The organism is Xanthomonas arboricola pv. guizotiae (genome assembly GCF_002940205.1).
In the GTDB taxonomy this organism is placed as follows: domain Bacteria; phylum Pseudomonadota; class Gammaproteobacteria; order Xanthomonadales; family Xanthomonadaceae; genus Xanthomonas; species Xanthomonas arboricola_C.
The window spans coordinates 22,776-47,439 of record NZ_MDSK01000029.1; the positions used below are offsets into that span (position 1 = coordinate 22,776).

The window sequence follows — 24,664 nt, forward strand, 5'->3', positions numbered from 1 at the left end:
CGTTCTTGCGTGGCTTGGCGTCTTACGCGGCCTGCGGTACGCGCAGCGAGCGCACCAGCCCACCGATGTCCACGATCAGCGAGACCCGGCCATCGCCCAGGATGGTGGCGCCGGACACGCCGGGGATGCGGCGGTAGTTGTTCTCGATGTTCTTGACCACCACCTGCTGCTGGCCGAGCAGTTCATCCACTTCCAGCGCGATCTTCTGGCCGTCGCCTTCGACCACCACCACCAGCGGTTCCTGCGAGGACTGCTGCCCGCCGAAGCCGTAGTAATTGGTGAGCGACAGGATCGGCAGGTACTCGCCGCGCACCCGCAGCACCCGGCCGTCGCCCGCCATCGAGCGGATGTCTTCCGGCGCCGGCTGCAGGGCCTCGAGCACATAGGCCAGCGGCAGGATCAGGGTTTCGCCGGCCACCGAGACGGTCATGCCGTCGAGGATGGCCAGGGTCAGCGGCAGGCGGATCAGTACGCGGGTACCGCTGCCGGCGTTGCTTTCCAGCTGCACCTCGCCACCCAGGCCCTGGATGTTGCGGCGAACCACGTCCATGCCCACGCCACGACCGGACAGGTCGGTGACGGCATCGGCGGTGGAGAAGCCCGGTGCGAAGATCAGATCCCATACCTGCGCATCGGTCGGGTTGTCCGGCACGGCGATGCCGCGTTCGGCGGCTTTTTCCAGGATCTTGGCGCGGTTGAGGCCACGGCCGTCGTCGCTGACTTCGATCACGATATGGCCGCCCTGATGCGAGGCCGCCAGGGTAATCGTGCCGGTCTCGTCCTTGCCGGAGGCGCGACGCGCATCGGGCATTTCCAGACCGTGGTCGATCGAGTTGCGCACCAGGTGCACCAACGGATCGGCAATCTTTTCGATCAGGCCCTTGTCCAGCTCGGTGCCTTCGCCGATGGTGCGCAGGCGCACCTGCTTGCCGAGGCGGCTGGAGAGGTCGCGGACCAGGCGCGGGAAGCGACGGAACACCGCATCCACCGGCAGCATGCGCACGCCGATGACCGCCTCCTGCAGATCGCGGGTATTGCGTTCGAGCAGATCCAGGCCGGCGAACAGCTGTTCGGCATGCGCCGGATCCAGGCCGGTGGAGACCTGCTTGAGCATGGCCTGGGTGATGACCAGCTCGCCGACCAGGTTGATCAATGCATCGACCTTGTCGACGCTGACCCGGATCGAGGTTTCCGCCTCGGCAGCGGCAGCCTTGGCCGGCGTGGCTGCCGCTGCTGCGGCAGGTTCGGCAGCGGCGGCAGGTGCCGCTGCGACGGCGACCGGCGCCGCGACAGCGGCTTCGACGGCCAGGCTCGGCGGCGGGCCGGGCACCGCCATCGGGCGGATGTCCAGTTCGCAATCGTCCACCACCCAGGCGAAGGTGTCTTCGATCTTGCTGCGCGGAATCTTGCCGATCAGGCCCAGATCCCAGGCCAGGTAGGCTTCCAGCGGGTCGATGTTCTCGAAGCCCGGCATGCGCTCCAGGCGTGCGGCAATCTGCAGCGGGCCCAGGTGCTCGAGCTCGCGGATGATGCGCAGCGGGTCGTTGCCGCTCATGAACAGCGACGGCGCCGGGGTGAAACCGATATGCCAGGCCTCGGGTTCTTCTTCCTTCGGCTTGGCGGCCACCGCGGCCACCGGCGCTTCGCCGGCCAGCACGGCGTTCAAACGGGTGTGCACGGCCTTGACCGCGGCCGGGTCGGCCGGGGTGCCGTGTTCGGCTTCGCGCAGCAGGGCGCGCAGCACGTCGACCGAGCCGAGCATGGCATCGACCGCATTGGCTTCGAGCTGGCGCTTGTTGGAGCGCAACTCGTCCAGCAGCGTCTCCAGCACGTGGGTCAGGCCGGCGACGGCGTCGAAACCGAAGGTGGCCGCGCCGCCCTTGATCGAGTGCGCGGCGCGGAACACCGAATTGATGATTTCCGGGTCGCGGTTGCCCTCTTCAAGGGACAACAGCCCGGCCTCCATCGCATCCAGCCCTTCGCGGCTTTCCTCGAAAAAGGTGGCGTGGAAACGTTGCAGGTCCATGCTCATGGGCGTGACATCCGATGGTGAGGCAAGTGGAATTAACCCAGAACTTTCTGGACGGTGGCGATCAGCTGTTCCGGATTGAACGGCTTGACCAGCCAGCCGGTGGCACCGGCGGCCTTGCCTTCGGACTTCTTGTCGGCCGCCGACTCGGTGGTGAGCATCAGCATCGGGGTGAACTTGTAGTCCGGCAGCTGGCGCAGCTCGCGGATCAGCGAGATGCCGTCCATGTTGGGCATGTTCACGTCGGTCACCACCGCATTGAAGCGTTGGCCCTTCGCGCGGCCCAGCGCAACGGCGCCGTCCTCGGCTTCTTCGACGGCAAAGCCGGCAGAGGTGAGGGCGAAAGAGACCATCTGGCGCATCGACGCCGAATCGTCCACCACCAAGATACGTGCGCTCATGCGGCGTTCTCCACAGATTTCAGGTTGTCATTGGATGCGGAAAGTCCGAGCGCGTCGGTGACGCCGAGCAGACGGGCCGCATCTCTAAAAGTGTCGTTGCAGCCATCGAATTCGGTATGCAAGCCGGCCTGGCGGCGCGTCTGCACAAAGGCGCAGAGCAACTGCACGCTGGCGGTATGGATGCGCCGGACGTCGCCGGCATTGAGCACCAGGTCGCCGTCCTGGGTCAGGAACGCGGCAAGCTTCTGCTTGAGGTCGGCGCTGGTCTCGATGCCGAGATCCTCACCCAATGTCACTGTGCTCATTGTTGCTCCGAACGGATGGTTCTATGCGTACTAACGGCGGGGGGCGGGAAAGCTTTAACGCTGAATCGTTGCGCGTGCAGGTGCGCGTCAGCTGCGCGGTCGATCAATGCAGCAGATGGCTGGCATCGAGCAGGATCATCGGTTGATGGCCCAGCCGCGCGACGCCGCGGAACAGGTTGTTGGAAATGCGGCACAGGCGGGCGTTGTCCGGCGGCTCGATCTGATGATCGGTGAGGCTGGTGACGTCTTCCACGGCCGAGACGCGCAGCCCCATGGTTTCGCCGTTTTCTTCCAGCACCACCACGCGGGTGTGCAGATCCATGTCCACCGGCGCCGAGCCCAGGTGGATGCCCAGATCGATCACCGGCACCACCTGACCACGCAGGTTCATGATGCCGAGCATCGCGCTGGCAGTGCCGCGCAACGGCAGCAGCGGTACCGGCAGCACCACTTCCTGCACCTTGAGCAATTCGAGCGCATAGGTCTGCTCGCCGCAGCGCAGGCGCAGCCAGCGCGTACTGCGTTCGCTGGCGCGCCGCTCGGCCTGGATGTGCTCGGCCTGGCCGGGAGCCAGCAGCGCCTGCAGGCCTTGCGGATAGATGGGGGCCGGTGGCGCGCGATGCGGTACCGACGCCGGCGCTGGCCGTGCCGGTGCCGGCGGGGCGGGCGCGGCATCGGCGAAGGCCGGGTCGGCATCCATCTCCGACAGCAGATCGGCCGCCAGCAGGTCGGCGCTGGAGGCCGCCGTGGCGAAGGCCGGGTCTGCGTCCATTTCGGCCATCAGATCGGCGGTGCTCATGAACGGGCCGGGCGCAGCGGTAGCAAAAGCCGGGTCGGCATCCATTTCGGCGAGGAAATCTGCAGCGATGTCCGCGGCGCTGGGCGTGGCGACCACCGGTGGCCCGAACGCCGGGTCGGCGTCCATTTCGGCCAGGAAGTCGGCAGCGATGTCCGCGGCGCTGGGTGCGGCGACCACCGGCGGCCCGAAGGCCGGGTCGGCATCCATTTCGGCGAGGAAATCGGCAGCGATATCCGCGGCGCTGGGTGCGGCAGCCACCGGCGGCCCGAAGGCCGGGTCGGCATCCATTTCGGCCAGGAAATCGGCGGCGATCGCGTCGGCGCTCAGCACCGCGGCAATCGCGTTGGACGTCGCCGCTTCCGACACGGCGGCGGCTTCGGGAGCCGCGGCAGCCTGCACCGGCGGCTCGGCCAGCGCAAGGTCTGCGTCCGCAGGCGCCGGAGCTTCGCTGGCAGCAGGGGCGGCAGTGGCCGCAGCAGCCGGGGCGGCGATCTCGACACCGGTATCGTGCAACAGGCCTTCCAGGTAATCGTCCAGCTCACCGTTGGCGGTGTGGTTGCTCATGCGGCTTGCTCCATACGCATCGCGTCATCGGCCAGCACCCATTCCAGCGCGCGGCGATAGGCGGACAGGCCGCGGCCCTGGTAGTCGCCGCCGGTGGCGGGAACAGTCAGCGCGGCGGCATTGCAGATGCGGGTATCCACCGGCACCGCGTCTTCCCAGACGACGGCGCCGTAGGTGTCCTGCATCTCCTTGAGCGTCTCGGTGCCGGCGCGGGTGCGACGGTCGAACAGGGTCGGCAGGATCGACACCGGCAGCGCGCGGCGACGCGAGCGCTGCACCATGTCGGCAGTCCGCACCATGCTGGCCAGGCCATGCAGCGCAAGCGGCTCGGCCTGGGTCGGCACCACCACGCGGTCGCACGCGGCCAGCGCATTGATCATCAGCAGACCGAGGGTGGGCGGGCAGTCGAGCAGTATGTAGTCGTGCTGGCCGGCATGCCGGGTCATGGCGTTTTGCAGCGCCAGGCCGAGGCCGGGCTGGTTAGCGCTGCGGCGTTCCAGCGTGGCCAGTGCGGCTTGCGCGCACACATAGGACAGGCCGGGGATGGCGCTTTCATGCGCCAGGCTGGCCAGATCGCTCGGCGGGGTGCCGAACAGGTCCAGCACCCCGCGCGGCGGCGGGTCGACCGCCACGCCGAACGCGCGGGTGAGCGAGGAGTGCGGATCGAGGTCGATCAACAATACCCGGTGGCCGAGCGCGGCCAGGCCGCGACCCAATGCCAGCGTCGTGGTGGTCTTGCCGACGCCGCCCTTTTGGTTGGCGATTGCCCAGATACGCATCTCACTGCACTCCTTGAATTACGGCGGGGACGGAACTTGTGCCGCTTTCGGTGGTAGCGGCCGTTTGGCCGCCGTCAGACTTGGGAAGCTTGGGCGCCCCGGCGGCGGTCGCGTGCATCTGCGATGGCGGATCGGGTGCGAGTGAGCCAGCCGAGTCAGCGAGGATGATCAACACCACACGCCGGTTCGCATTCCGTCCCGCCTCAGTGCTGTTATCGGCACGTGCGCGGAATTCTCCATAGCCCACCATCGCCAATCGTTGCGGGGCCACGCCGTCGTCGGCAAACAGGTGCACCACGCTGGCCGCACGCGCCGCGGACAGTTCCCAATTGGAGGGGAATTGTGCGGTGGCGATCGGCTGGTTGTCGGTATACCCCTCCACGCGCACGCCATTGGGTGCATCGCGCAGCACCGCGGCCAGCGCCGACAGGGTGCCGCGGGCGCTGCCGGCCAGCGAGGCCGAGCCGGTGCCGAACAGGATGTCGCTGTTGATCTCCACTTCGATCCACAGGTCGTTGCGGCGGATGGTGATGAGTTTCTTGTCGATCAGCGGTGCCAGCGTCTTGCTCAGCTGTTGCTCCACCGCATCCATCTGCCGCTGCGCGCGCGCCAGTTGCGCCTGGTTGCGCAGCGACACCGGCATACGCATCTGCGCCGCCATCGACGGCAGCAGGGTCGGGTCGGTCGGGCCGTTGGATGCAGCCATCGGCGCACCGGCCTTGATGACAGACGGGCGGTCGTAATCGGCGCCCAGGGTCTGGGTCTTGCCGAGCTGCACCGGGCTGGCGGCATTGGACGAGCCACCGAACGCGCTGGTCAGCGCCTGCGCCATGACCTTGTACTTGCCCTCGTTGAGCGAGGAGATGGCGTACATCACCACGAAGAACGCCAGCAGCAGCGTCATCAGATCGGCATACGGAATCGCCCACGCTTCGTGGTTGCCATGTTCTTCGTGATGTTTGCGACGACGGGCCATGACGAGTTAATGCAAGTAGCCTGCCAATTTCGATTCGATGTTGCGCGGGTTCTCGCCCTGGGCGATCGCGATCAAGCCCTCGATCGCCATTTCGCGCTCGTTGGTACTGCAATGGATGACGCTCTTGAGCTTGGCAGCGACCGGCAGGAACAGCAGGTTGGCCGAGGCGATGCCATAAATGGTGGCGGTGAAGGCTGCGGCGATGCCGTGCCCGAGCATGGCCGGGTCGGCCAGATTCTTCATCACCGCCATCAGCCCCAGCACCGCGCCGATGATGCCCAGCGTGGGCGCGTAGATGCCCATGCCCTCGAACACCTTGGCGGCGGCAAGATCCTGACGCTCCTGGTTGTCCACTTCGATCTCGAGCATGTGGCGCATGGATTCGGGCTCCACCCCATCGACCAGCATCTGCAGGCCCTTGCGCAGGAAGGCATCGTCCTGGCGCGGCAGCTGGTCTTCCAGACCCAGCAGGCCCTGGCGACGTGCGATGTTGCTCCACTCGACGATGCGCGCGACCAACTGCGGGCGGTCGCTGGCCGGCGGCTGGATCACCCAGCGCAGGATCTTGAACGCGCGCCGGAAAACTGCCGGCGAGGTGTGCAGCAGGATCGCCGCCACGGTGCCGACAATCACGATCACGAAGGCAGCCGGCGACCACAGCGACGAAATGCCGGCACCTTTCAACACGCTGCCGCCCACGATCGCCACGATCGCCAGCACCAGTCCGATGATGCTCAATCTGTCCATGCAAGCGGTATCGGCCCAGGCGCGGCGGACTTGATAGGCAAGGGCGCTTGGCAGTGCCGGAAATCTGGCGTGGTCGCAGTTCGTGGGCGCGCCTGTCAGGCATTGCTGGCGGGCACGGCCTGCTTCCGTCTCGGGCAACGCTCTTCCCGGCCGCGGAGACCGGACGTTCCGGCAGTACGTCTATCGCCCCCCATGCCGGGAAGCGATTCCGTGCCCATGCCAGATCCGTCTTGCAGCGGTCCATACGCGTAGAGCAGCGAACAAGACTATTGCACAGCCGCCAGGCAGGCGCGACCGGTGCTCGGTGCGGCATGTACCGCGCGTACACTCCGGTTCCGTCGCACCGTCCACACCCACCTGACGACTGTTCGCTACGTTGTGTTGGCCGCTCTTAATTTTGGCGCGCCGTCGCGCGCGCTTTGCTGGTCGCGTCGGGAAACTATCGAATTGCTGCCTGCAGCTGCGCAGGAGCGGCACGGAACGGGGGCGGGCTACAGCCGTATGTCGCACTGATTCAATCGATTGTCGCCAGACCAACGCCTCTTTCATGCGCCTTTGCAGCTGGTCCTATGAGCAGCCACCCACATTCCAACTCGTAATCCAAACCCCCTTCTGATTATCGAAGTAGTGACCTATGCAGATATTTCCGCCGGCTGGCGCGTAGGCAAAGTGTTCCAGGGGCGCGCCTGGGTAAGCGGATACCCATAGGTCGATCCGTGCATTGTCGCCACCGTAAAAATAATTCCATTCAACATAGCCTTTGTCTTTGCCGTGTTTTTCTTCCCAGTGTTTAAAAAGTGTCTTGCCGTCAGCGCTCTTCAGGTCAGCATAGGCACTCCACGGTCCCGCAGGACTTGGCAATACGCGTATCACATAGTTGCCCTGCTTCCCTTGTTGCGCAGAAACGTCTGCGGCAAACGAGCCAAGGAGGCATAATGAGACTGTCAGCAACAGGGAAGCATTGCGTTTTTGCGGTTGAGCCATTTGGTATCTCCTGATGCTAATTGATGGGGGTTTACTTCTTTTGTGGTGGTTGCATCTGAGGTTGTGCTGTCGATATCGACCATTTTCATGCAGTGCACGACATGCTAGCTGCGTGCAACAAGCTGCGAAGGAGTGGGATGCGCAGTACTGTGACGATTTTGGAATCGTCCGGATGGCCCACGTCTATATAAAGACAATCCCCCATGGCAGATGCAGACATGGCCCAGGGAGGACTCGCATTGCTATGGAGACCGGTCTGCGACAACGGCTTTCCATCTCGCGATCCTGCGTAGGCAGTCGAGGTAGTTCTTAAAGTCGCCTATGAGCACCGGGCTCGCTCATCCTGGAATTCAACAATGTCAACACGAAGAATGCGCGCTGTGTGATCCAGCAGGTTGCCGCTCAGCTCGGTTGCACATGAGGGTGCGTAGGCGCTGCGGTAAACCGCTTGCGTCCGGTTGCGGGCGAGGCTGTGTTGCTTGCAGCGATCACGCTGCTGCAGCCGGCGACGCGGTAGGCCGTGCCATGCCGCGTGCAAGCGTGGCGAGCTCGGCCGACCATCGTGGATGCCTTGCAACGCCGCGGGCCTGTTGCGGGGCAGAATGCGCTGCCGCATGGGCTGTGCTACTTAGCTTTCCACGGCATTAGAACGATCCAATCGCATCTGCGTGGAAGCGGACGCAAGAGGAGGGGGAGGGGTCGCAACGGCGCCGGATCTCTTGCGTCACTTCCCGCGGCGTTCTTGTCCGATCTTTGGATCGATAGAAATCCACCGAAGCCGATCACTATTGGGAGAGCACGATCGAAATGAACTGCATGCCATTCGCACGCAACCGCAGCACGCTGTCCGCCGGTATCGCCATTGCCTTGTTCGCGAGCGCCGCCTCTACCACCGCTGCCGCCCAGCAGGCCGACGGCACGCCGGCGCCCACGGGCCAGGCCGAGTTGCAGGCCAAGGACCTGGACGCGGTGACGGTGACCGGCTACCGCTACGCGATCGAAAAAAGTCTGGAGCAGAAGCGCAACGCCAACGCCGTGGTCGATGTGATCACCGCCGAGGACGTGGGCAAGTTCCCCGACAAGAACGTGGCCGATGCGCTGCAGCGCGTGCCCGGCGTGGTCATCAGCCGCGACGGCGGCGAAGGCAAGAATGTCAGTGTGCGCGGCCTGTCCTCGGAGCTGGTGCTGACCGAATTGAACGGCAACTACATCGCCACCGCCGAATCCAACGGCGACCCGACGCGCTCGTTCAACTACACGCTGCTGCCGTCGAACCTGCTGGGCAGTGCGGAGCTGTACAAGACCCCGGAAGCGCGTATCGACGAAGGCGGCATCGGCGGCACGGTGATCCTGCAGACGCGGCGCCCGCTGGAACTGGAGCCACATTCCGGCTTCGTCTCGGCCGAGGGCACCTGGTCGGATACCAGCAAGAAGACCGACGGCCAGTTCTCCGGTTCGTACTCGTGGCACGACAAGGACAACCGCTTCGGTGTCTTCGTGGGCTACACGCAGCAGAAGCGCACCGCTCGCACGCTCAATGCCAGTACCGAGGGCTGGCAGTGGTACGGCCGCGACGAAGTCGGCCCGGCGGTCGACGTGAATGGAAATCCGTCGGACTTCAACGCCAACTGGTGGGGCGGTACTGGTTTCTGGGACCAGAACAGCAATTACTACACCGGTTTCATGATGCCGACGGCGGTCAACCTGGACGTCAAACGCGAGGAGCGCGAGCGCAAGGGTGGGCAACTGACCTTGCAGTTCAAGCCGACCGACGACCTGACGCTGACCGCGAACTACTTCCGCTTCGACCTGTCGCAGGACTCGCAGACCAATACCATCAAGATTCCCGAGTGGAACATTGCCCGCTATAACGGCGACGGCAACTGGCGCGGCGGCCGTCTGCTCGACGGGCTGCGGTTCGATCCCAGCGGCACGATTGTCACCGGCGCCGCCTACAGCCTGCGTCCGGGCAAGACCTACTATTGCAGCGAGGCGCAGGCCGCCGCGGCCGGCCTGCCGCCGGGCGGCTGGGGCTCGGACGACTGCACGGTGCCGACGCCGCAGATCACCGGCAGCTACAACATCGAGAAATCGCAGTCGCAGACGGTGGACCTGGGCGGCGAATGGCGTGGCGAGCAGGTGGACGTGGCGTTCAAGGCCGGCCGCACCTGGGCCAAGGGCGGGCCGGAGCTGCAGTTCTCCCTGCCGATCAAGCCGCGCCTCCAGAACGCCGACGGCAGCTGGACCAACGGCAACTTCGCCAGCGCCTGGGACCTGACCGGCACCCCAAGCATGACGTTCTCGCCGGAGCTGATGCAGAACCTGCGCGACGGCATCCTGCAGGTCGACCTGGGCTCGACCGGCTCGTCCTGGACCCGCAACACCAATCAGCAGCAGTACGCGCAGATCGATACCACCTGGCATTTCGATGGCGAGGTCTTCGACTCGCTGCAGTTCGGCCTCAAGCGTCGCGACGGCGGCATCCACCGCAGTACCGGCAACAACTACTGGGTGTGCCCGGGCACCGACCCGGGCGACTACGACAACCGCTACTGGAACGGGCGCTGCAATGCCATCGCCACGCAGTTCTCGCCGGGCCTGCTGTTCGCGCAGGACAACCTGGCCGGTGGCGTCAACGCCAGCGCGTTCCCGGCGATCAACTTCCCTGGCTACATCGGCTACTTGAACCAGACCTACGGCGCGATGCAGACCCGCAGCGAAGACAACTTCGTCTACAACGTCGACGAGGAGATCTATTCGACGTACCTGCAACTCAACTTCCACACCGAGCGGCTGCGTGGCAACGTCGGCGTGCGCGTGGCGCGCACCGGCCAGCGTGCCGATTCCACCGACAAGGTGACCGCCTACAACGATTACTTCTTCGATGGCGCCGACGGCAATCCGCTGGCCTGCCAGCAGGGCGCCGACATGCCCGGCGGCGCCCCGGCCGATACCTATTGCGGGACCGAAGGCTACTGGCGTTTGTCGGACAGCGTGCAACGCACCGAGTCGTTCGTGGTCAGCGGGCTGGACCGCAACTACACCGACGTGCTGCCGAGTTTCAACCTGGCCTATGACTTGAGCGAGAACCTGCTGCTGCGCGCGGCGGCGTCGAAGGTGATCGCGCGGCCCAGCTACAACGACATCGCCGCGCCTGGCAGCCTGGAGTACTACAGCCCCGAGTACGTGGCCGACCGGCGCCTGACCGGCGGTGCCAGCGAGCAGGGCTGGTACGGCTCGGGCAGCAACAAGAACCTGGAGCCGTACAAGGCCAACCAGTTCGACCTGGGGCTGGAATGGTATTTCCAGCCGGGTTCTGTGGCGGGTGTGGGACTGTTCCGCAAGAACGTGGAGAACTTCGCGGTCGACGTGATCAGCGACGTCAACATGATGGTCGACGGGCAATTGGTCACCGTGCAGAACTACAGCACCCAGGCCGGCGGCCAGGACGCGGTCTCGCAGGGTGTGGAGCTCTACGCGCAGCACACGCTGCCATTCGGTCTTGGTGTGCAGTTCAACTACACGTACAACGACGCCAGCAAGGCGGCGGTGCGGCTGGAGGACGGCACCGAGGCCGGCAAGACTTCAATGCCCGGCAGCGCCAGGAACCAGACCAACCTCACTGTGTTCTACGAGATCGACAGCCTGCTGCTGCGCGCCTCGTACAATCGTCGCGGTGAGCTGGTACAAGGCCTGGTCAACGGGTTGAACGTCTTTGAGGAGCCGTACTACCAGATCGATGTCAACGCGGCCTACAACATCACCCCGGCGCTCAGCCTCACTGCCTCGGTGCTGAATCTGACCAAGCAGGAGTCCCGCTCGCGCCTGGGCGACGACACTCGCGCCCGCTTCTATAGCGGCGGATACGCAGGCCGGTTGGCGTACCTGGGGCTGACCTACAAGTTCTAGGTCGCAAGGTGTCGCGCCCGTGCATGCCGCGTGGCGGACGGTATGGGCGCGATGGTTTGGCGACGGCCGGGCTGTAGTCGAGCCGTTATTTCGCGAGCCCTTATCTTTATGAATATTTTTGTTATCGTAGTGTCGGCGCCAGGACAAATGTCAAGGCGCCGACCATAGGAAAATATTAATTCCGGACTAGTGCCCTCAGAGTGACCTTTGAGTACGCGCTTACTCCAGATAGTCTAATGTAATACGTACCCGCGACCGGGTTATCGACTTGCATCGTCTGACTGTTTGTCGAAGGACGAGTTGAGCGGCTCTCATAATCCGTTTCAGTGGGGATTGATGCTCTTTTCATGAAGAGAGATATATTTCCAGTTCCGCCGTACGACATAACTCGCAGAAGTTTTGTTCCAGCTGGTACGTCAAGTCTATATAAGTGATCTTCACCCGCATCACCTTTAATTTCCTCAACTAACTCATCTGACTTGATCGGAGTAATTCCTTCTGCAACACTGCTAAATATTTGTCCCAGTAGGTCGGAATATACTTCTGCTGTGGCTCCAGGAGCATAAAAATACAATCCGCCAGTATCCTTTGCGAGGCGAGAAAAAACTTCTCGCGAAGACAGGGTGGCCGCCGGGATTACATCGGTGTTTCCGTTGACCGCGCGACTCTTCGTGGCTGCACCCGCGACACAGTCGCCGGATAAGAGCACATTTACACGTGTCCCGCTAGCGCGAGCTTGTGCGGTAAGAGCGTCAACATTTCCGTTGCCTGGCGACGCGTCGGTCGCTAGGATTACAGAGCCCTCCGAGTCTTCATCCGTGTCGATTCGTGAAAGTGCCAGTCCCAAAGCTCCAAGGGAGTCTTCCGGACAGTCATCACCGCCTGAAGCTGAAAGGGCTTGCACAGCGCTTATGACCGCTGAAGTGTCCTCAGTGTTTGCAAGTCGGAGAGTAGGAGAGTCCTTGAAGCTAATGAGCTCATACGAAACGGCACGCTGATCTTCGCCGGTATTAGTATTATCAATGAAGCTTGCTATTGCAGTTTTAACGCCACTCAGTTGTGTATCCATTGAGCCAGTGTCATCAATGGTCAATTCTACTCGGATAGGCGGCCACGTTGTCACCAAGTTATTTATACGGACTTCGTCACCACAAGAGCCGGTATGTAGTGATTCTAAAACCGTGCGATTGATTGGATTGCGCGCCCCACCAGAAGCACGGAGAATAGTAAAATTAGCCTGCGCTCTGCTAGTAAGTGGATCGTCTACTACAAGAACGCCGTTACGGATGCCCGCAATCGGATCGCGTGACACTGTAGAAGCCATAAAGCCACTGACCTCTGCAGTCTGTGCAGAGAAAGGACATGTTACCGTCGTCGCTGCCTCGCCGTTGATGGCAGCACCACCCGATATCCGAACTGTTGGGGTGCCAAATCCCCAGAAGATCGCTGCCGGACCAACACTTCCACCTGCAGCGGATTGCTCACGAGTAAGCGTCCGCATGTCGCCTGTACGCGTGTTCAGTTGATAGACGAGGTTCGGATCCAATTCATGCAAATACTTTAGCCCAAGCTTTTTGAGGATAACCCCGGTCTCCGGATGCTCTATAGTCATCTGGGAAGAAAAGTTCTTGGATCTTACAATGAGTTCCGGTGCTGGATAATTGCGTGCCTCTTGCAACTGAGGTTCGGCCCACACCTTTCCCGCTGAGCTAATGCATAAGCTAGCTGCTATAAGTAAAATTCCATATTTATTCGCTTTCACGACAACATCTCCTTGTATCGATAGATCCTATTGAATTGACAGGCAACCATCTGTCATTATTACCCAGGATGGGCAATTCCATTATCCGAGATTAATGGTCTCTCGGTAAATTTTACTTTATTGAGCTGGGGCGAAAGGAAGCCCGGCCAAAAACCATGCTTCCGCTTGTTATTATAAACCCATTTTCAGGATCCAGCTCATGACGGTCATTGGTGTCGTATTGCATTAGCATAAAAAGGCTATAAAATGCCTTGTCGAATATTTTCATGACAGCTAGATGTTGAAGCATGACCTCTGGAACATGACCCTTTAAACTTATAAGCCTTTCAAAATAATCGGGGTCAGTTAAAATATTTGCGGCCTCAGCAATTGCGCCATGTAGCTCGGAGAGATCAGTCAATGCTCGCTGCTGTAGCGGCAGAGTGGACGAGTCCTGCGCAATCCGAAATGCGATGCTTACGGCATCCCCGGCAATTCTTACTAGCTTTGATACCTGCTCAGTAGGATCATCAACCTTGTTAAGGTCTTCGATCTGATTTCGTAGATGCTCAAGATCTTCTGGAAAACAGCGGTCCATCGCTTCCTCACAGGTAGTTATTTTGTCGGGTTTTCTGCGAGCGCCATGCCCATACAGCCAGTGGATCACACTTATTCTTCGTTTACAATCACTGAAAAGCAGCTGTCCGTTAGAGCCATGCCCCAGGCTGGCTGTGCCAGGCTCTGATCTTAGGGAAGCTCTGAACAACTCCTCGATAGACTTCTGATCGACGCCTGAGGTTGGAGCCATCACGCGTAAGTGATTGATTTTCAGCAACGGAGATTGTCGTGATCAAGCGAAATCCCAAATTCGCTCGCAACGCCAAGAGTTGTTCAGAGGTTCCTTAGTGCTTCAAGACGAAATAAAATAACGGTTCCAGGTTCTTAGAACCTGTTCGCGATCTCTTTCAAACCATGCAAACTGCACGAATGCGCGAGAAGACCTATCCAAGTGACATGAGCCGTGAGCGGTTCGAGCAGATCCGCCCGATTTTGGAGCGAGCCCGCAAACGCACCAAGCCTGCGACGGTGGATGTGTATGAGGTGTGGTGCGCAGTGCTGTATTTACTGCGGGCAGGTTGCCAGTGGCGTGCGTTGCCCAGTGACTTTCCGAAGTGGCGCACGGTGCATTCCTACTTTGCCAAGTGGAGCGAAGTGGACGATGAAGGTAGAAGCCTGCTGGAGCGGGCGCTCAAAAAATCAGGTTGGCGCGGCCCGCGAAACACAGGGGCGCAACGCCAGCAGCACGTTCTTGATCGTGGACGCGCAGAGCGTGAAGCACAGCGATACGGCAGGTCAGAAGGGCTATGACGCAGGCAAGAAGGTGTCGGGCATCAAGCGCCACATTGCGGTGGATACGCAAGGATTTCCGCATGCCGTTGCGGTGACCACGGCGGAGGTCACCGATCGTAAAGGCGCGCTGGAAGCATTGGAGCGCTGCCAATCGGGTTTGGGTTGGGTGAAAAGCCTGCTGTGCGACAGCGGCTATACCGGAGACCCCTTCGCCGAGGGCGTACAGGACATCATTGGCAAGCACGGCGCCGTCCAGATTGCCAAACGCCGCGAGCTGCATACCTTCAAGGTCATGCCCAAGCGCTGGATTGTCGAGCGCAGCTTTGCCTGGCTGGAGAAGAACCGAAGGCTATGGAAGAACTGCGAGCGAAAGCTCAATACCAGCTTGCAGTTCATCCACCTGGCCTTCCTGGCACTGCTGCTCAGGAGATCGTGAACAGATTCTTAGACAGCCGGCCTTGCCTCAATGATGCCTGCAGCGCTGGATGATCACGCGGCTGGCAAGCGTGGGCTCGCTTGCCGATGCGCTTGTGATGCGAAGTTGGCGGCTGGCTCGCTCCATTCAGGCGCAATGACCGACCTGATTAGCCCTGACCCTCAGCGAGCAGTCGCAAGATCTGAGCCGGCATGGGGAGATGCTGTTGCCAGCTGAAGCCGACGAGGTGGCCCGATGAGTATCAATGCCGTACAGTTCCAGGCTGGATTGTCGATGCCGGAGTTCTTCGCTGCCTACGGTACCGAGGCCAAGTGCTACCGCGCTCTGTATCAATGGCGGTGGCCGCAGGGATTTCGCTGCCCTTCCTGCGCTGGACGGGCGCGCTCGCGCTTCAAGCGTGGTGGCGCCATTTACTCTCAATGCAGCGCGTGCCGGCATCAGACCAGCCTGATCGCGGGCACGATGTTCCAAGGCACCAAACTGCCACTGCGCATCTGGATGCTGGCCTTGCACCTGTTGACCTCGACCAAGACCAACATGGCCGCGCTGGAACTGATGCGTCATCTGGGCATCAACTACAAGAGTGCTTGGCGGATGAAGCACAAGATCATGCAGGTCATGGCCGAGCGAGAAGCCACGCGTCGACTGTCCGGGTTCGTACAGATCGACGATGCCTACCTCGGCGGTGAGCGCAATGGTGGCAAGGCTGGGCGCGGATCGGAGAACAAGCAGCCGTTCCTGATTGCAGTGCAGACCGATGCCACTTTCACCGCGCCGAGCTTTGTGGTGATCGAGCCGGTGCGCAGCTTCGACAATGCCTCGCTCACGGACTGGACTGCGCGTCGCCTGGCACCCGAATGCGAGGTCTATACCGACGGGTTGGCCTGCTTCCGCCGCCTGGAAGAGGCCGGCCACGCGCACACCACGCTGGACACCGGTGAAGGGCGTGCTGCAACAGAAGCTGCTGGTGCCCGCTGGGTCAACGTGGTGCTGGGCAACCTCAAACGCGCCATCAGCGGCGTCTATCACGCCATCGCGCAAGGCAAATACGCAAGGCGGTATCTGGCCGAAGCGGCCTACCGATTCAATCGCAGATTCCGCCTGCCCGAAATGCTGCCACGACTCGCCACGGCGATGATGCGTTGCAAGCCCTGCCCGGAGCCGGTTCTGCGCATGGCGAGCAATTATCATGGCTGAGAGTCAGGGCTAATCAGGAAGATTCCTGCGGCCCCTCTTTCTGTTACGCAGTGAATGCTGGAGAAATCGTGTTTAGTGCGGCCCCGCGGTGGATAGAACGATGCCGGGGACTCTTGCTGCATCATCAGACTTGTAGCTGTATTTCACCGGCGCATTATTGAAGGTTGAGCCGATCGCCGAATTGCCGGTTGCTGCGTCATACACGTTTTTTTTCTCGTAGAAATTGTACATGTCCCCGCTTGATTCCAGTCGAATCTGGTTGCTACTATTGGTTTTGTAAAAATAGTTTGATTCGGAAAAAACAATGCTGCCGCTACCTACCTGTAAAGCGTTGTACTGCTGCTTTTCATAGCGGCGACCATCGGCAGCGGTGCGCGTGCCATTGGGCAAGGTGCTATTGTCAAAGTAGTTATTGTAGGCATGGACCCAGCCGCGGAGTAGGGGGCGCCCGGCAAGATTGGGGCCAAACCAGTTGTGGTGCAGCGTCACGTGCAGCTTATTGCCGCCATATACATATGAATCGTTCTTGTTGTGACCAACAAGGATTGCCAAGCGCTCATTTGCGAGGTCATGATAATTTTTGTCGACCCAGTTCCATACTGGATCCGGATTCATGTTGACCCATGTGTTGCTGAAATAGAAGTGATTGTACGACAGCGTGATGTAATCAGATGATATGCCGACTGATAAAAGATCATCGCTCATGTCGTAGAAATCGCAGTGGTCGATCCAGGCATTGGATATGCGCCGCAATGATACGCCCACGTAGTTGATGCCAATGTTGTTGGAAGTTCCTTCGACTTGGTCGGGCAAGGCTTGCAAGTCGCCGATATTGCCAGCGAATGAGATGTTTCTGATAACCACGTTTTGAATGTTTGTCCCGGCGGGCAGCTTTTCGCCGCTAAATTTCAATTGGATGTTCTGCAAAGCCGCGCCACCGCCCGCAGCACCCTCGATTGTTATGTTGTTCCAAGCAGTGCTGGAGAAATTCAGGGTGGTCAATTTTGGGCCGCCGTAGATCTTTCCACGGATGATGATATGATGGTTTTTGGCATTGAATGCCGCTTGCAGCTCTGCAAGTGTTGTCACTGTAATGGCAGTTTCGCCAGATACAGATGCAGAGGAAAAACCCCCGGTATCAGCCTTGGCGACACTAGCCTGTGTGATAAAAATAGCAAAAAACAGCGAGATAGCAGGTAAATGTAAATGCAAATGCGGGCCTTTATTGCAAAGAGAAAAATTTATGTAGAATCTCTAGATAAGTTTGGCTAGAGGCAACACGCTGTTCGATTAACTCGAGCAGCGTGCTGTGTGTGTCAGTGAATAGCGAACGGTTATCTATCAGGTAAGAAATTATATGTCGCAGCGATCTGAATGCTTAGTTGATGGCTGCTGCGGTCTGATACAGGTTACGGATTGCTGACGTCCACTGAGGACCGAACGAGGCGTGGGTGAACTGCTTATAGGCAAATGAGGTCATGCCGACTTCGACGTCCTGCACGGGATCCTCGTCGGTCGAAACCCACGGTGAGCCGCTGACACCGGAGCGTGCGTCCCACTCCAGGCCTTCAATGGCATAGTCCTTGTTCATCCATGGGTTCGGCTCTGCTGTGCTGGTCACGCTGACAGGCGTGTTCCCATTGGCGCCAGGGTCGGTGTTGTAGCCAGTTACCCGATATTCGTTGTCGTCCTCCTGACCGTCAAAGCGAACGCCAGACGCTCCTACAGTATTCGACAAAGTGGCGCCAGAGAGCTTCATTGTCATGGGAGCTTGCACCTGGAAGAAGGCCGTATCGTAGTTCACGGATCGCTCTGAGACCCAGCGATTATCGGCCGTGATGGTCGTCGCAGGCCAAACACCATAGGGGGCGGTACCGTTGTAGGCTGGCACGAACACCAAGTCCGACACGAACTTGCCTGCTAGGGCAGAGACGCATCGCCCCGAGGTGGCTACGACGTTTCCGGAATCGGACACGACCGCGTTGCCAGTGCAGCGCTGGTCTACGCCGTTCGCCCGAAAGAAGACAACGCCGAGATGAGCTGCTGGGGAGAATCGTGGAACCGGCACTGACGGATCCGTCTTCGGCGTCGGCACCGGTCCTGTCACCACCTTCAAACCTGCGCTCCGATTTTCACCACTGGCCAATGCCGAATTCTGCAACTCTGGCGGGTCGCCGTCGACCGGGTTGGCATCCACGAATGATGCGGAAACAGCAGCTTGCATCCGTCCGAGGGTCCAGTAGGAAGCACTCTCATCTCGCTGAGCAGTCGGAACAACGTGCTGCACGATGGTGCCGGCGGAGAGGTTGACCGAATTTGTGCTTGCAGACACGTCGGTAATCGCCAGGAAGGCTAGGACCGCGCAGGAAGTACGCAGGAATGTAATTTTCAGCATATATGTCATTATTATCTTGACCTGTATTTTTCGCTTGGAGTTGGGCGATTCAAGTGGATTAACTTAAATCATATAAAATAAACAATTTAAGATTAAATCGCAGCGCGTGCCCATGTTTATGGATGATTTTCGTCGCTCCTGCCCTTGGCGCTACTTTTTTCTTTCGCGTGCAGATGCGATGCATTAGAATGCGTTCCCATCATGACCGTGATCCGCTTATTTGATTTTTTTTTTGCGAATGCAAGGGTGCGTGTGCGAAGTTTGCCACCATCCTCTGCCAAGGCGCGCGCTGGTGACGATGTTGGTATGTTGGTATTGGTGCCCAAGCAGAATTGCGTTGTCGCAATGTGTAGATCGAGAGTGCGCATCGTCACATGCTGTGGCCAGAGCGAGTTCCAGACTGGCTCACCCGCGTACCACGCGCATGTCAGGAATCGAAATGGCAGACACCAAAGAGCTGCAGGAAAAATTCTGGAAGGCGCTCAAATCAGATCGCACCGTGATGCTGGGCCTGGATGGTGTCGAAGACGGCCACGCGCGTCCGATGACCGCACAGATCGAAGGCGATAGCGGTGGGCCGATCTGGTTCTTTACATCCAAGGACAACGCGCTGATCGCCATGCTGGGGCAGGGCCGCCGCGTCATTGGCGCCTTCAGCAGCAAGGGCCACGACTTGTTTGCCAGCATCAGCGGATCGCTGCGCGAAGACACCGACCCGGCCATGGTCGACCGGTTGTGGAATCCATATGTCGCCGCGTGGTACGAAGGCGGCAAGACCGATCCGAACTTGGCGTTGCTGCGCCTGGATGCCGACCATGCGCAGATCTGGCTCAACGAGTCGAGCCTGCTGGCAGGAATCAAGGTGTTGTTGGGCGTAGACCCGAAGAAGGATTATCAAGACAAGGTGGCGGACGTTCCGCTGCGCTGAAACCTGCCTCGCACACGCCACCGTCAAGGTGGCGTGCGCGCGCTGGTTGCGCGATCGGTACCGCTCACCGCTGTGCGACGGCCGCGTTGCAATGCTGGCCCGCCAAGCGGAGCGCGCCGATGCGCGTGCATCACCTCAATTGCATCTCCACCTGCCCGCTCGGCGGCCATCTTATGGACGGCCGTACGCCGGGTCTCCTGGATCGCGGCCATCTGTGTTGCCATTGCTTGCTGGTGGAAACCAGCGCCGGGTTGGTGCTGATCGATACCGGTTTCGGCCTGCGCGATGTGGCCGAGCCACGCGCGCGTCTGAGTCGATTTTTTCTGGCGCTGGTCAAGCCAGACTTGCGCGAGGACATGACCGCAATCCGGCATATACAACGGCTCGGGCTGGATCCGCGCGATGTGCGGCACATCGTGCTGACCCATCTGGATTTCGACCACGCCGGCGGGCTGGACGATTTTCCGCATGCGCGCGTGCACCTGATGACGAGCGAGCGCGATGCCGCACTGGCACAGCGTACTTGGATGGATCGCCAGCGCTTTCGTCCGCAACAGTGGTCTACGCGCGGGCAGTGGCGCACCTACGATGGCGCAGCAGGCGAGCACTGGATGGGGCTGGAGTGCGTGCGCGACCTGCATGGACTACCGCCAGAACTGCTGATGGTGCCGCTTCCCGGCCACACCCTGGGTCATGCCGCGGTTGCGGTGCATACGCCGGAGCGATGGCTGCTGCTGGCAGGTGATGCATATTTCTTCCATCGCGAAATGGATGCAGATGCGCCTTACTGCACGCCAGGGCTGCGTGCTTACCAATGGATGCTGGAAAAGGACCGGACTGCGCGCTTGACCAACCAGCAGCGTCTGCGCGCTCTACGGCAACAGCACGGCGGTGAGGTGGAGGTGTTCTGTTCGCACGATGTAAGCGAGTTCGAGCGCGTTGCCGGGCAGCCGGCCCGACTGCCAAGCGGCGCCTTGCTGCACGCACCCACGCCACAGTGATCTGCGCTTCACCGCGCGCCAACGCACCGCAGCGCGATGATCTGCCACCGGCACAGCGCGTTTGCGTGATGACGCCATTCCAGGAGATCGAACATGCAGCAAATTGAAATTGGCCAGATGGTGTTTCTACGCGATGGCGAGGTCGGCGTCGGTGCCATCCGCGACATTCGCAACGAGGGGGCCGAGCTGGTCATCAATATCGAAAACGGCGGCGACTTCGTGCTGCCTGCATCGGTGGTGCGTGATGTGCATTCGGGAAAGGTGATGCTGGATGTCGACAAGCTTCCCGATGATGTACGCAATGCCCTGCGTCATCCGCATGACAACGAGCTGCAGACCAGCTCCTATGCCGCCAGCAATATGCAGGATGGGGCATTGAAATAACGGAGTGATTGCTGAGCGGTGTCGATTCCGGGTCCGCACACGCCGCGCAGGTCACTCCGGCAGCAAGAACGTGCGCGGCGCAACATCGGCAGGGCCTGCCAACAATGCAGGTTGCTCGGCTTCGTCTTTCAGCTGCACGCCAGAGAGTTTGCGGCGGAATGCCTCGCGCAGCAGATACCCCAGTTTGTGGGTCGCCTCGGCGTAGCTCAGTCCTTCGGCGCGAATGTTGGAAATGCAGTTGCGCGCTGCATCGGTGAGCCCGACGCGGGGCGTGTAGGTGAGATACAGGCCCAGGCTGTCGGGCGAGCTCAGGCCCGGCCGTTCGCCGATCAGCACGATCACGGCACGCGCGTCGAGCAGCTCGCCGACCTCATCGCCGATCGCCACGCGCCCTTGTCTCACCAATACCACCGGGGCGAGTGACCAACCTTCTTGCGACGCCAGTGCGTCGATCTGGTCGAGCATGCGCGCCGCATGCCGATGCACGGCCAGCGCGGACAGCCCGTCAGCGACCACCACCGCAACGTCATGTTTACCGCCATGCACGGCCGTGAGGCCGCGTAGCTGGGCGGCGGCTTCCTCGGCAAGGCGCCGTCCCAGATCCGGACGTTGCAGATACTGATGACGATCGGCCGCAGCGCTTTGGAGCAAGATGCTGCTGCGCCCGCGTTGCTCCAGCGCGGCCTGAAGCGGTGCCGGGTCGAATGCCAGATGCACCGCATCGCGTGCCTGCGCATGCGCCAGTTGGAACTCCAGGTGTGCGTCCGTCGGCAGACTGGTCCCCACCCGGCCTAGCGCAATGCGCGCGGGGGTCAGTTGGCGCAGTTGCGCCCAGGCATCGCGTGGCGGTCTGGAGGGCGCGCTCATGGCGTCGTTCTACCGCTGACCTGTGCCAATGCACGCCGAAATGGCGCCGGTACTTCGCTGCCAAGTTCGAAGCGACCATCGCGCAGCTGCAGGATGTCGTGCTGCTCCAGCCACTGTTCGAACTCGGGCGCAGCGCGCAGGCCGAGCGCCTGGCGCGCATACAGCGCATCGTGAAACGAGGTGGTCTGGTAGTTGAGCATCACATCGTCGGAGCCGGGAATGCCCATGATGAAGTTGATTCCAGCGCTGCCGAGCAGGGTCAGCAGCACGTCCATGTCGTCCTGGTCGGCTTCGGCATGATTGGTGTAGCAGATGTCGCAGCCCATCGGCACGCCGAGCAGCTTGCCGCAGAAGTGATCCTCCAGCCCGGCACGGATGATCTGCTTGCCGTCGTAGAGATATTCCGGGCCGATGAAGCCCACCACGGTGTTCACCAGCAGCGGCTTGAACTGCCGCGCCACGGCATAGGCGCGCACTTCGCAGGTCTGCTGATCGACACCATGATGCGCATTGGCCGACAACGCGCTGCCCTGGCCGGTCTCGAAATACATCACGTTGTCGCCGACCCTGCCGCGCCGCAGCGACATCCCGGCGTCATGGCCTTCCTGCAGCAGCGCCAGATTGATGCCGAAGCTGGCATTGGCCGCTTCGGTGCCGGCGATCGACTGGAACACCAGGTCCACCGGCGCGCCGCGGTTGATCGCGTCGATGGTGGTGGTGATGTGCGCCAGCACGCAGGACTGCGTGGGGATCTGGTAGCCGGTGATCACCGCATCGAGCATGCGCAGCAACGCGGTGGCGGCGGCCAGGCTGTCGCTGGCAGGATTGATGCCGATCACCGCATCGCCATTGCCGTACAACAGGCCATCGAGCACGCTGGCGGCGATGCCGGTGGCATCGTCGGTAGGGTGGTTGGGCTGCAGGCGCGTGGACAGACGGCCACGCAAGCCCAGCGTATTGCGAAAGCGCGTGACCACCCGCGTCTTCTGCGCGACCAGGATCAGGTCCTGCACGCGCATCAGCTTCGAGACCGCCGCCACCATCTCCGGCGTCAGTCCGGGCGCCAGTGCGGCCAGTGCCGCTTCGTCGGCCTGCGCACTCAACAGCCAATCGCGAAAGCCGCCGACGGTGAGATGCGCCACCGTGGCAAATGCGGCCACATCGTGCTGGTCGACGATCAGGCGGGTGACCTCGTCCGATTCGTACGGCACCACCGCTTCGTCGAGGAAGTGACGCAGCGGCAGGTCCGCCAGCGCCATCTGCGCGGCCACCCGCTGCAGCCCGGAGTCGGCGGCGAGCCCGGCCAGTTGGTCGCCCGAGCGCGGCGGCGTGGCCTTGGCCAGCAAGGTCTTGAGATCGGCAAACTGGAAGCGCTCGCCGCCGGCGCTAAACGCGAACCCGCTCATCTGGCACTGGCCGCAGGCGTGGCCTGGCCGCGCAAGCTCAGCACGCAACACAGCCCGCCGAACAGCAGCAGGCCCACGAAGATCAGCGCCACGATCGGGTTGAACCAGACCATCGCCACCAGACACACCAGCGCCAGCAGCAGCGCGATTGCCGGCACCAGCGGATAACCCGGCGCGCGAAAGCTGCGCTCCAGCCCGGGTTCGGCGCGGCGCAGCTTGAACAGGCTGAGCATGCTCATCACATACATCACGATCGCGCCGAACACCGACATGGTGATCATCGCCGCGGTCAGCGACATGCCCTGGATCTTGACCACGCTGTCGCTGCAGATCGCGGCGATGCCGATCGCGCCGCCGGCAAGAATCGCGCGATGCGGCGTGCGAAAGCGCGACAGCCTGGCCAGCCCGTGCGGCAGGAACCCGGCACGCGCCAGCGCGAAGAACTGCCGCGAATAGCCCAGGATGATGCCGTGGAAGCTGGCCACCAGGCCGAACAGGCCGATCCACACCAGCATATGCAGCCAGGTCGAGCTGTTGCCGACCACCGCCTTCATCGCCTGCGGCAACGGGTCGTTGATGTTGGAGAGCTGACGCCAGTCGCCGACCCCGCCCGCAAACACCATCACGCCCAGCGCCAGCACCACCAGGGTGAGGATGCCGGCGATGTAGGCGCGCGGAATCGTGCGCTTGGGGTCCTTGGCCTCCTCGGCCGCCATCGCCGCGCCCTCGATCGCCAGAAAGAACCAGATCGCAAACGGAATCGCGGCAAAGATGCCGGAAATGGCGGCCGGGCCGAATACATCGCTACCGGCCCAGCCATTGGCGGCAAAGCGCGCAACGCTGAACCCGGGTGCCACCACGCCCATGAACACCAGCAGCTCGATCACCGCCAGCAAGGTCACGATCAGCTCGAAGGTGGCGGCGATCGCCACGCCGACGATGTTCAAGCCCATGAAGATCGCATACGCGCCGATTGCGGCGATGCGCGGGTCCAGGGTCGGGAACTGCACATTGAGATAGGCGCCGATCGCCATCGCGATGGCCGGCGGCGCGAACACGAATTCGATCAGCGTGGCCAGGCCCGCCAGCATGCCGCCGTAGGTCCCGAACGCGCGCAGGCTGTAGGCGAACGGCCCACCCGCATTGGGGATGGCGGTGGTCAGCTCGGTAAAGCTGAAGATGAAGCAGGTGTACATCACCGCGACCAGCAGCGTGGTCACCAGAAAACCCAGCGTGCCGGCGGTGCCCCAGCCGTAGCTCCAGCCGAAATACTCGCCGGAAATCACCAGACCCACGGCGATCCCCCACAGTTGCCAGGTGCCCAGGGTGGGTTTGAGTTGCTCGTTGCGCATGTCGCACATCTCCTGCGGTCGGGGGAGGGGAGATGACGCAGGTCCGGCGGCTAGGCACCGGACCGACGGCCAGTGACCGATCGTCCACCGATGCCTGGCGAGGATCGACGGTCG

At 61.5% G+C, this 24,664-nt stretch carries 22 protein-coding genes and 1 other RNA gene; 7 read left to right on the forward strand and 16 right to left on the reverse strand.

Translation table 11 applies throughout. The features are described 5' to 3' along the window. Positions 1–22 precede the first annotated feature (22 nt). The 7 genes from XarbCFBP7408_RS16375 to XarbCFBP7408_RS16405 form a co-directional block, all read right to left on the reverse strand. A complete protein-coding gene (locus XarbCFBP7408_RS16375) occupies positions 23–2,032 on the reverse strand; it encodes a chemotaxis protein CheA (protein WP_104563859.1) in 2,010 nt (669 codons plus the stop codon). Positions 2,033–2,064: 32 nt separating this feature from the next. Further along, complete coding sequence (locus XarbCFBP7408_RS16380; protein ID WP_002806565.1) at positions 2,065–2,430, reverse strand: response regulator; 366 nt, start codon at positions 2,428–2,430, stop codon at positions 2,065–2,067. Beyond that, positions 2,427–2,735, reverse strand: a complete 309-nt coding sequence (locus tag XarbCFBP7408_RS16385) for an STAS domain-containing protein (protein WP_039521431.1) — start codon at positions 2,733–2,735, stop codon at positions 2,427–2,429. The genes XarbCFBP7408_RS16380 and XarbCFBP7408_RS16385 overlap by 4 nt, the downstream gene beginning before the upstream one ends. Positions 2,736–2,838: 103 nt before the next feature. Then, the gene (locus XarbCFBP7408_RS16390) at positions 2,839–4,098 is read right to left on the reverse strand and encodes a chemotaxis protein CheW (protein WP_104563860.1); all 1,260 of its coding nucleotides are present in this window, start codon (positions 4,096–4,098) and stop codon (positions 2,839–2,841) included. Further along, on the reverse strand, positions 4,095–4,877 hold the full coding sequence (locus XarbCFBP7408_RS16395) for a ParA family protein (protein ID WP_104563861.1): 783 nt from the start codon (positions 4,875–4,877) through the stop codon (positions 4,095–4,097). Before XarbCFBP7408_RS16395 ends, XarbCFBP7408_RS16390 begins: the two co-directional genes overlap by 4 nt. 1 nt (position 4,878) lies before the next feature. After that, positions 4,879–5,853: a flagellar motor protein MotD gene (gene motD / locus XarbCFBP7408_RS16400; protein ID WP_104563862.1), complete on the reverse strand. Its 975-nt coding sequence runs from the start codon at positions 5,851–5,853 to the stop codon at positions 4,879–4,881. A 6-nt stretch (positions 5,854–5,859) separates the two neighbouring features. After that, the gene (locus tag XarbCFBP7408_RS16405) at positions 5,860–6,600 is read right to left on the reverse strand and encodes a flagellar motor protein (protein ID WP_104563863.1); all 741 of its coding nucleotides are present in this window, start codon (positions 6,598–6,600) and stop codon (positions 5,860–5,862) included. Positions 6,601–6,911: 311 nt separating this feature from the next. Between XarbCFBP7408_RS16405 and XarbCFBP7408_RS16410 the strand changes: the two genes are divergently transcribed. Next, positions 6,912–6,987, forward strand: a non-coding RNA gene (locus XarbCFBP7408_RS16410) — sX9 sRNA. Between the two features lie 180 nt (positions 6,988–7,167). Here the strand turns inward: XarbCFBP7408_RS16410 and XarbCFBP7408_RS22435 are convergent. After that, positions 7,168–7,584, reverse strand: coding sequence for a hypothetical protein (locus XarbCFBP7408_RS22435; RefSeq protein WP_146093777.1), 417 nt, complete (start codon positions 7,582–7,584; stop codon positions 7,168–7,170). 807 nt (positions 7,585–8,391) lie between these two features. Between XarbCFBP7408_RS22435 and XarbCFBP7408_RS16420 the strand changes: the two genes are divergently transcribed. After that, positions 8,392–11,493: a TonB-dependent receptor gene (locus XarbCFBP7408_RS16420; RefSeq protein ID WP_181106990.1), complete on the forward strand. Its 3,102-nt coding sequence runs from the start codon at positions 8,392–8,394 to the stop codon at positions 11,491–11,493. A gap of 175 nt (positions 11,494–11,668) precedes the next feature. On the opposite strand, the gene XarbCFBP7408_RS16425 is transcribed toward XarbCFBP7408_RS16420, so the two are convergent. Both XarbCFBP7408_RS16425 and XarbCFBP7408_RS22440 read right to left on the reverse strand, forming a co-directional pair. Then, entirely contained in the window at positions 11,669–13,255 is a 1,587-nt protein-coding gene (locus XarbCFBP7408_RS16425; protein ID WP_146093778.1) for a pre-peptidase C-terminal domain-containing protein, read from the reverse strand. A gap of 112 nt (positions 13,256–13,367) precedes the next feature. Next, positions 13,368–14,069 carry a hypothetical protein gene (locus tag XarbCFBP7408_RS22440; protein WP_181123308.1) on the reverse strand — a complete coding sequence of 234 codons (702 nt, stop codon included), beginning with the start codon at positions 14,067–14,069 and terminating at the stop codon, positions 13,368–13,370. Between the two features lie 152 nt (positions 14,070–14,221). Between XarbCFBP7408_RS22440 and XarbCFBP7408_RS16430 the strand changes: the two genes are divergently transcribed. Beyond that, positions 14,222–15,020, forward strand: a protein-coding gene (locus XarbCFBP7408_RS16430) for an IS5 family transposase (RefSeq protein WP_104563865.1) whose coding sequence is annotated in 2 segments (ribosomal slippage) — positions 14,222–14,493 and positions 14,492–15,020 — 801 coding nt in all. Because the reading frame shifts where the segments join, the coding sequence is not laid out codon by codon here. A gap of 234 nt (positions 15,021–15,254) precedes the next feature. Further along, positions 15,255–16,217: an IS1595 family transposase gene (locus XarbCFBP7408_RS16435; protein WP_104563866.1), complete on the forward strand. Its 963-nt coding sequence runs from the start codon at positions 15,255–15,257 to the stop codon at positions 16,215–16,217. A gap of 72 nt (positions 16,218–16,289) precedes the next feature. Here the strand turns inward: XarbCFBP7408_RS16435 and XarbCFBP7408_RS16440 are convergent, their stop codons facing one another. From XarbCFBP7408_RS16440 to XarbCFBP7408_RS22445, 3 genes are all read right to left on the reverse strand, one after another. Further along, the gene (locus XarbCFBP7408_RS16440) at positions 16,290–17,429 is read right to left on the reverse strand and encodes a pectate lyase (protein WP_104563867.1); all 1,140 of its coding nucleotides are present in this window, start codon (positions 17,427–17,429) and stop codon (positions 16,290–16,292) included. A 166-nt stretch (positions 17,430–17,595) separates the two neighbouring features. Further along, positions 17,596–18,621: a trypsin-like serine peptidase gene (locus XarbCFBP7408_RS16445; RefSeq protein ID WP_181123309.1), complete on the reverse strand. Its 1,026-nt coding sequence runs from the start codon at positions 18,619–18,621 to the stop codon at positions 17,596–17,598. Between the two features lie 107 nt (positions 18,622–18,728). Further along, positions 18,729–18,980 (reverse strand): hypothetical protein, encoded by a 252-nt coding sequence (locus tag XarbCFBP7408_RS22445; RefSeq protein ID WP_146093780.1) that lies wholly within the window; start codon positions 18,978–18,980, stop codon positions 18,729–18,731. 56 nt (positions 18,981–19,036) lie between these two features. On the opposite strand from XarbCFBP7408_RS22445, the gene XarbCFBP7408_RS16450 reads away from it, so the two are divergent. The 3 genes from XarbCFBP7408_RS16450 to XarbCFBP7408_RS16460 all read left to right on the forward strand — a co-directional run bounded on the left by XarbCFBP7408_RS16450 (position 19,037) and on the right by XarbCFBP7408_RS16460 (position 20,925). Further along, complete coding sequence (locus XarbCFBP7408_RS16450; RefSeq protein ID WP_008573434.1) at positions 19,037–19,540, forward strand: pyridoxamine 5'-phosphate oxidase family protein; 504 nt, start codon at positions 19,037–19,039, stop codon at positions 19,538–19,540. Between the two features lie 119 nt (positions 19,541–19,659). After that, positions 19,660–20,541 (forward strand): MBL fold metallo-hydrolase, encoded by an 882-nt coding sequence (locus XarbCFBP7408_RS16455; RefSeq protein WP_104563869.1) that lies wholly within the window; start codon positions 19,660–19,662, stop codon positions 20,539–20,541. A gap of 93 nt (positions 20,542–20,634) precedes the next feature. After that, positions 20,635–20,925: a hypothetical protein gene (locus tag XarbCFBP7408_RS16460; RefSeq protein WP_104563870.1), complete on the forward strand. Its 291-nt coding sequence runs from the start codon at positions 20,635–20,637 to the stop codon at positions 20,923–20,925. Positions 20,926–20,976: 51 nt separating this feature from the next. Here the strand turns inward: XarbCFBP7408_RS16460 and eutC are convergent, their stop codons facing one another. From eutC to eat, 3 genes are read right to left on the reverse strand one after another with little or no spacing between them, the layout of a single operon-like run. Then, positions 20,977–21,792, reverse strand: coding sequence for an ethanolamine ammonia-lyase subunit EutC (eutC, locus tag XarbCFBP7408_RS16465; protein WP_104563871.1), 816 nt, complete (start codon positions 21,790–21,792; stop codon positions 20,977–20,979). Then, complete coding sequence (locus XarbCFBP7408_RS16470; RefSeq protein WP_104563872.1) at positions 21,789–23,198, reverse strand: ethanolamine ammonia-lyase subunit EutB; 1,410 nt, start codon at positions 23,196–23,198, stop codon at positions 21,789–21,791. The genes eutC and XarbCFBP7408_RS16470 overlap by 4 nt, the downstream gene beginning before the upstream one ends. After that, positions 23,195–24,559, reverse strand: a complete 1,365-nt coding sequence (gene eat / locus XarbCFBP7408_RS16475; protein ID WP_104563873.1) for an ethanolamine permease — start codon at positions 24,557–24,559, stop codon at positions 23,195–23,197. Before eat ends, XarbCFBP7408_RS16470 begins: the two co-directional genes overlap by 4 nt. Positions 24,560–24,664 lie beyond the last annotated feature (105 nt).

Excerpts from the sequence above, each read along its gene's own strand:
- XarbCFBP7408_RS16450 (WP_008573434.1), top strand. The coding sequence starts at position 19,037 with ATGTCAGGAATCGAAATGGCAGACACCAAAGAGCTGCAGGAAAAATTC.
- eat (WP_104563873.1), bottom strand. The coding sequence starts at position 24,559 with ATGTGCGACATGCGCAACGAGCAACTCAAACCCACCCTGGGCACCTGG.
- XarbCFBP7408_RS16435 (WP_104563866.1), top strand. The coding sequence starts at position 15,255 with ATGAGTATCAATGCCGTACAGTTCCAGGCTGGATTGTCGATGCCGGAG.
- XarbCFBP7408_RS16380 (WP_002806565.1), bottom strand. The coding sequence starts at position 2,430 with ATGAGCGCACGTATCTTGGTGGTGGACGATTCGGCGTCGATGCGCCAG.
- XarbCFBP7408_RS16390 (WP_104563860.1), bottom strand. The coding sequence starts at position 4,098 with ATGAGCAACCACACCGCCAACGGTGAGCTGGACGATTACCTGGAAGGC.
- XarbCFBP7408_RS16470 (WP_104563872.1), bottom strand. The coding sequence starts at position 23,198 with ATGAGCGGGTTCGCGTTTAGCGCCGGCGGCGAGCGCTTCCAGTTTGCC.
- XarbCFBP7408_RS22445 (WP_146093780.1), bottom strand. The coding sequence starts at position 18,980 with ATGCGCACTCTCGATCTACACATTGCGACAACGCAATTCTGCTTGGGC.
- eutC (WP_104563871.1), bottom strand. The coding sequence starts at position 21,792 with ATGAGCGCGCCCTCCAGACCGCCACGCGATGCCTGGGCGCAACTGCGC.
- XarbCFBP7408_RS16460 (WP_104563870.1), top strand. The coding sequence starts at position 20,635 with ATGCAGCAAATTGAAATTGGCCAGATGGTGTTTCTACGCGATGGCGAG.
- motD (WP_104563862.1), bottom strand. The coding sequence starts at position 5,853 with ATGGCCCGTCGTCGCAAACATCACGAAGAACATGGCAACCACGAAGCG.
- XarbCFBP7408_RS16420 (WP_181106990.1), top strand. The coding sequence starts at position 8,392 with ATGAACTGCATGCCATTCGCACGCAACCGCAGCACGCTGTCCGCCGGT.
- XarbCFBP7408_RS16375 (WP_104563859.1), bottom strand. The coding sequence starts at position 2,032 with ATGAGCATGGACCTGCAACGTTTCCACGCCACCTTTTTCGAGGAAAGC.
- XarbCFBP7408_RS16385 (WP_039521431.1), bottom strand. The coding sequence starts at position 2,735 with ATGAGCACAGTGACATTGGGTGAGGATCTCGGCATCGAGACCAGCGCC.
- XarbCFBP7408_RS16405 (WP_104563863.1), bottom strand. The coding sequence starts at position 6,600 with ATGGACAGATTGAGCATCATCGGACTGGTGCTGGCGATCGTGGCGATC.
- XarbCFBP7408_RS16455 (WP_104563869.1), top strand. The coding sequence starts at position 19,660 with ATGCGCGTGCATCACCTCAATTGCATCTCCACCTGCCCGCTCGGCGGC.
- XarbCFBP7408_RS16445 (WP_181123309.1), bottom strand. The coding sequence starts at position 18,621 with ATGACATATATGCTGAAAATTACATTCCTGCGTACTTCCTGCGCGGTC.
- XarbCFBP7408_RS22435 (WP_146093777.1), bottom strand. The coding sequence starts at position 7,584 with ATGGCTCAACCGCAAAAACGCAATGCTTCCCTGTTGCTGACAGTCTCA.
- XarbCFBP7408_RS16395 (WP_104563861.1), bottom strand. The coding sequence starts at position 4,877 with ATGCGTATCTGGGCAATCGCCAACCAAAAGGGCGGCGTCGGCAAGACC.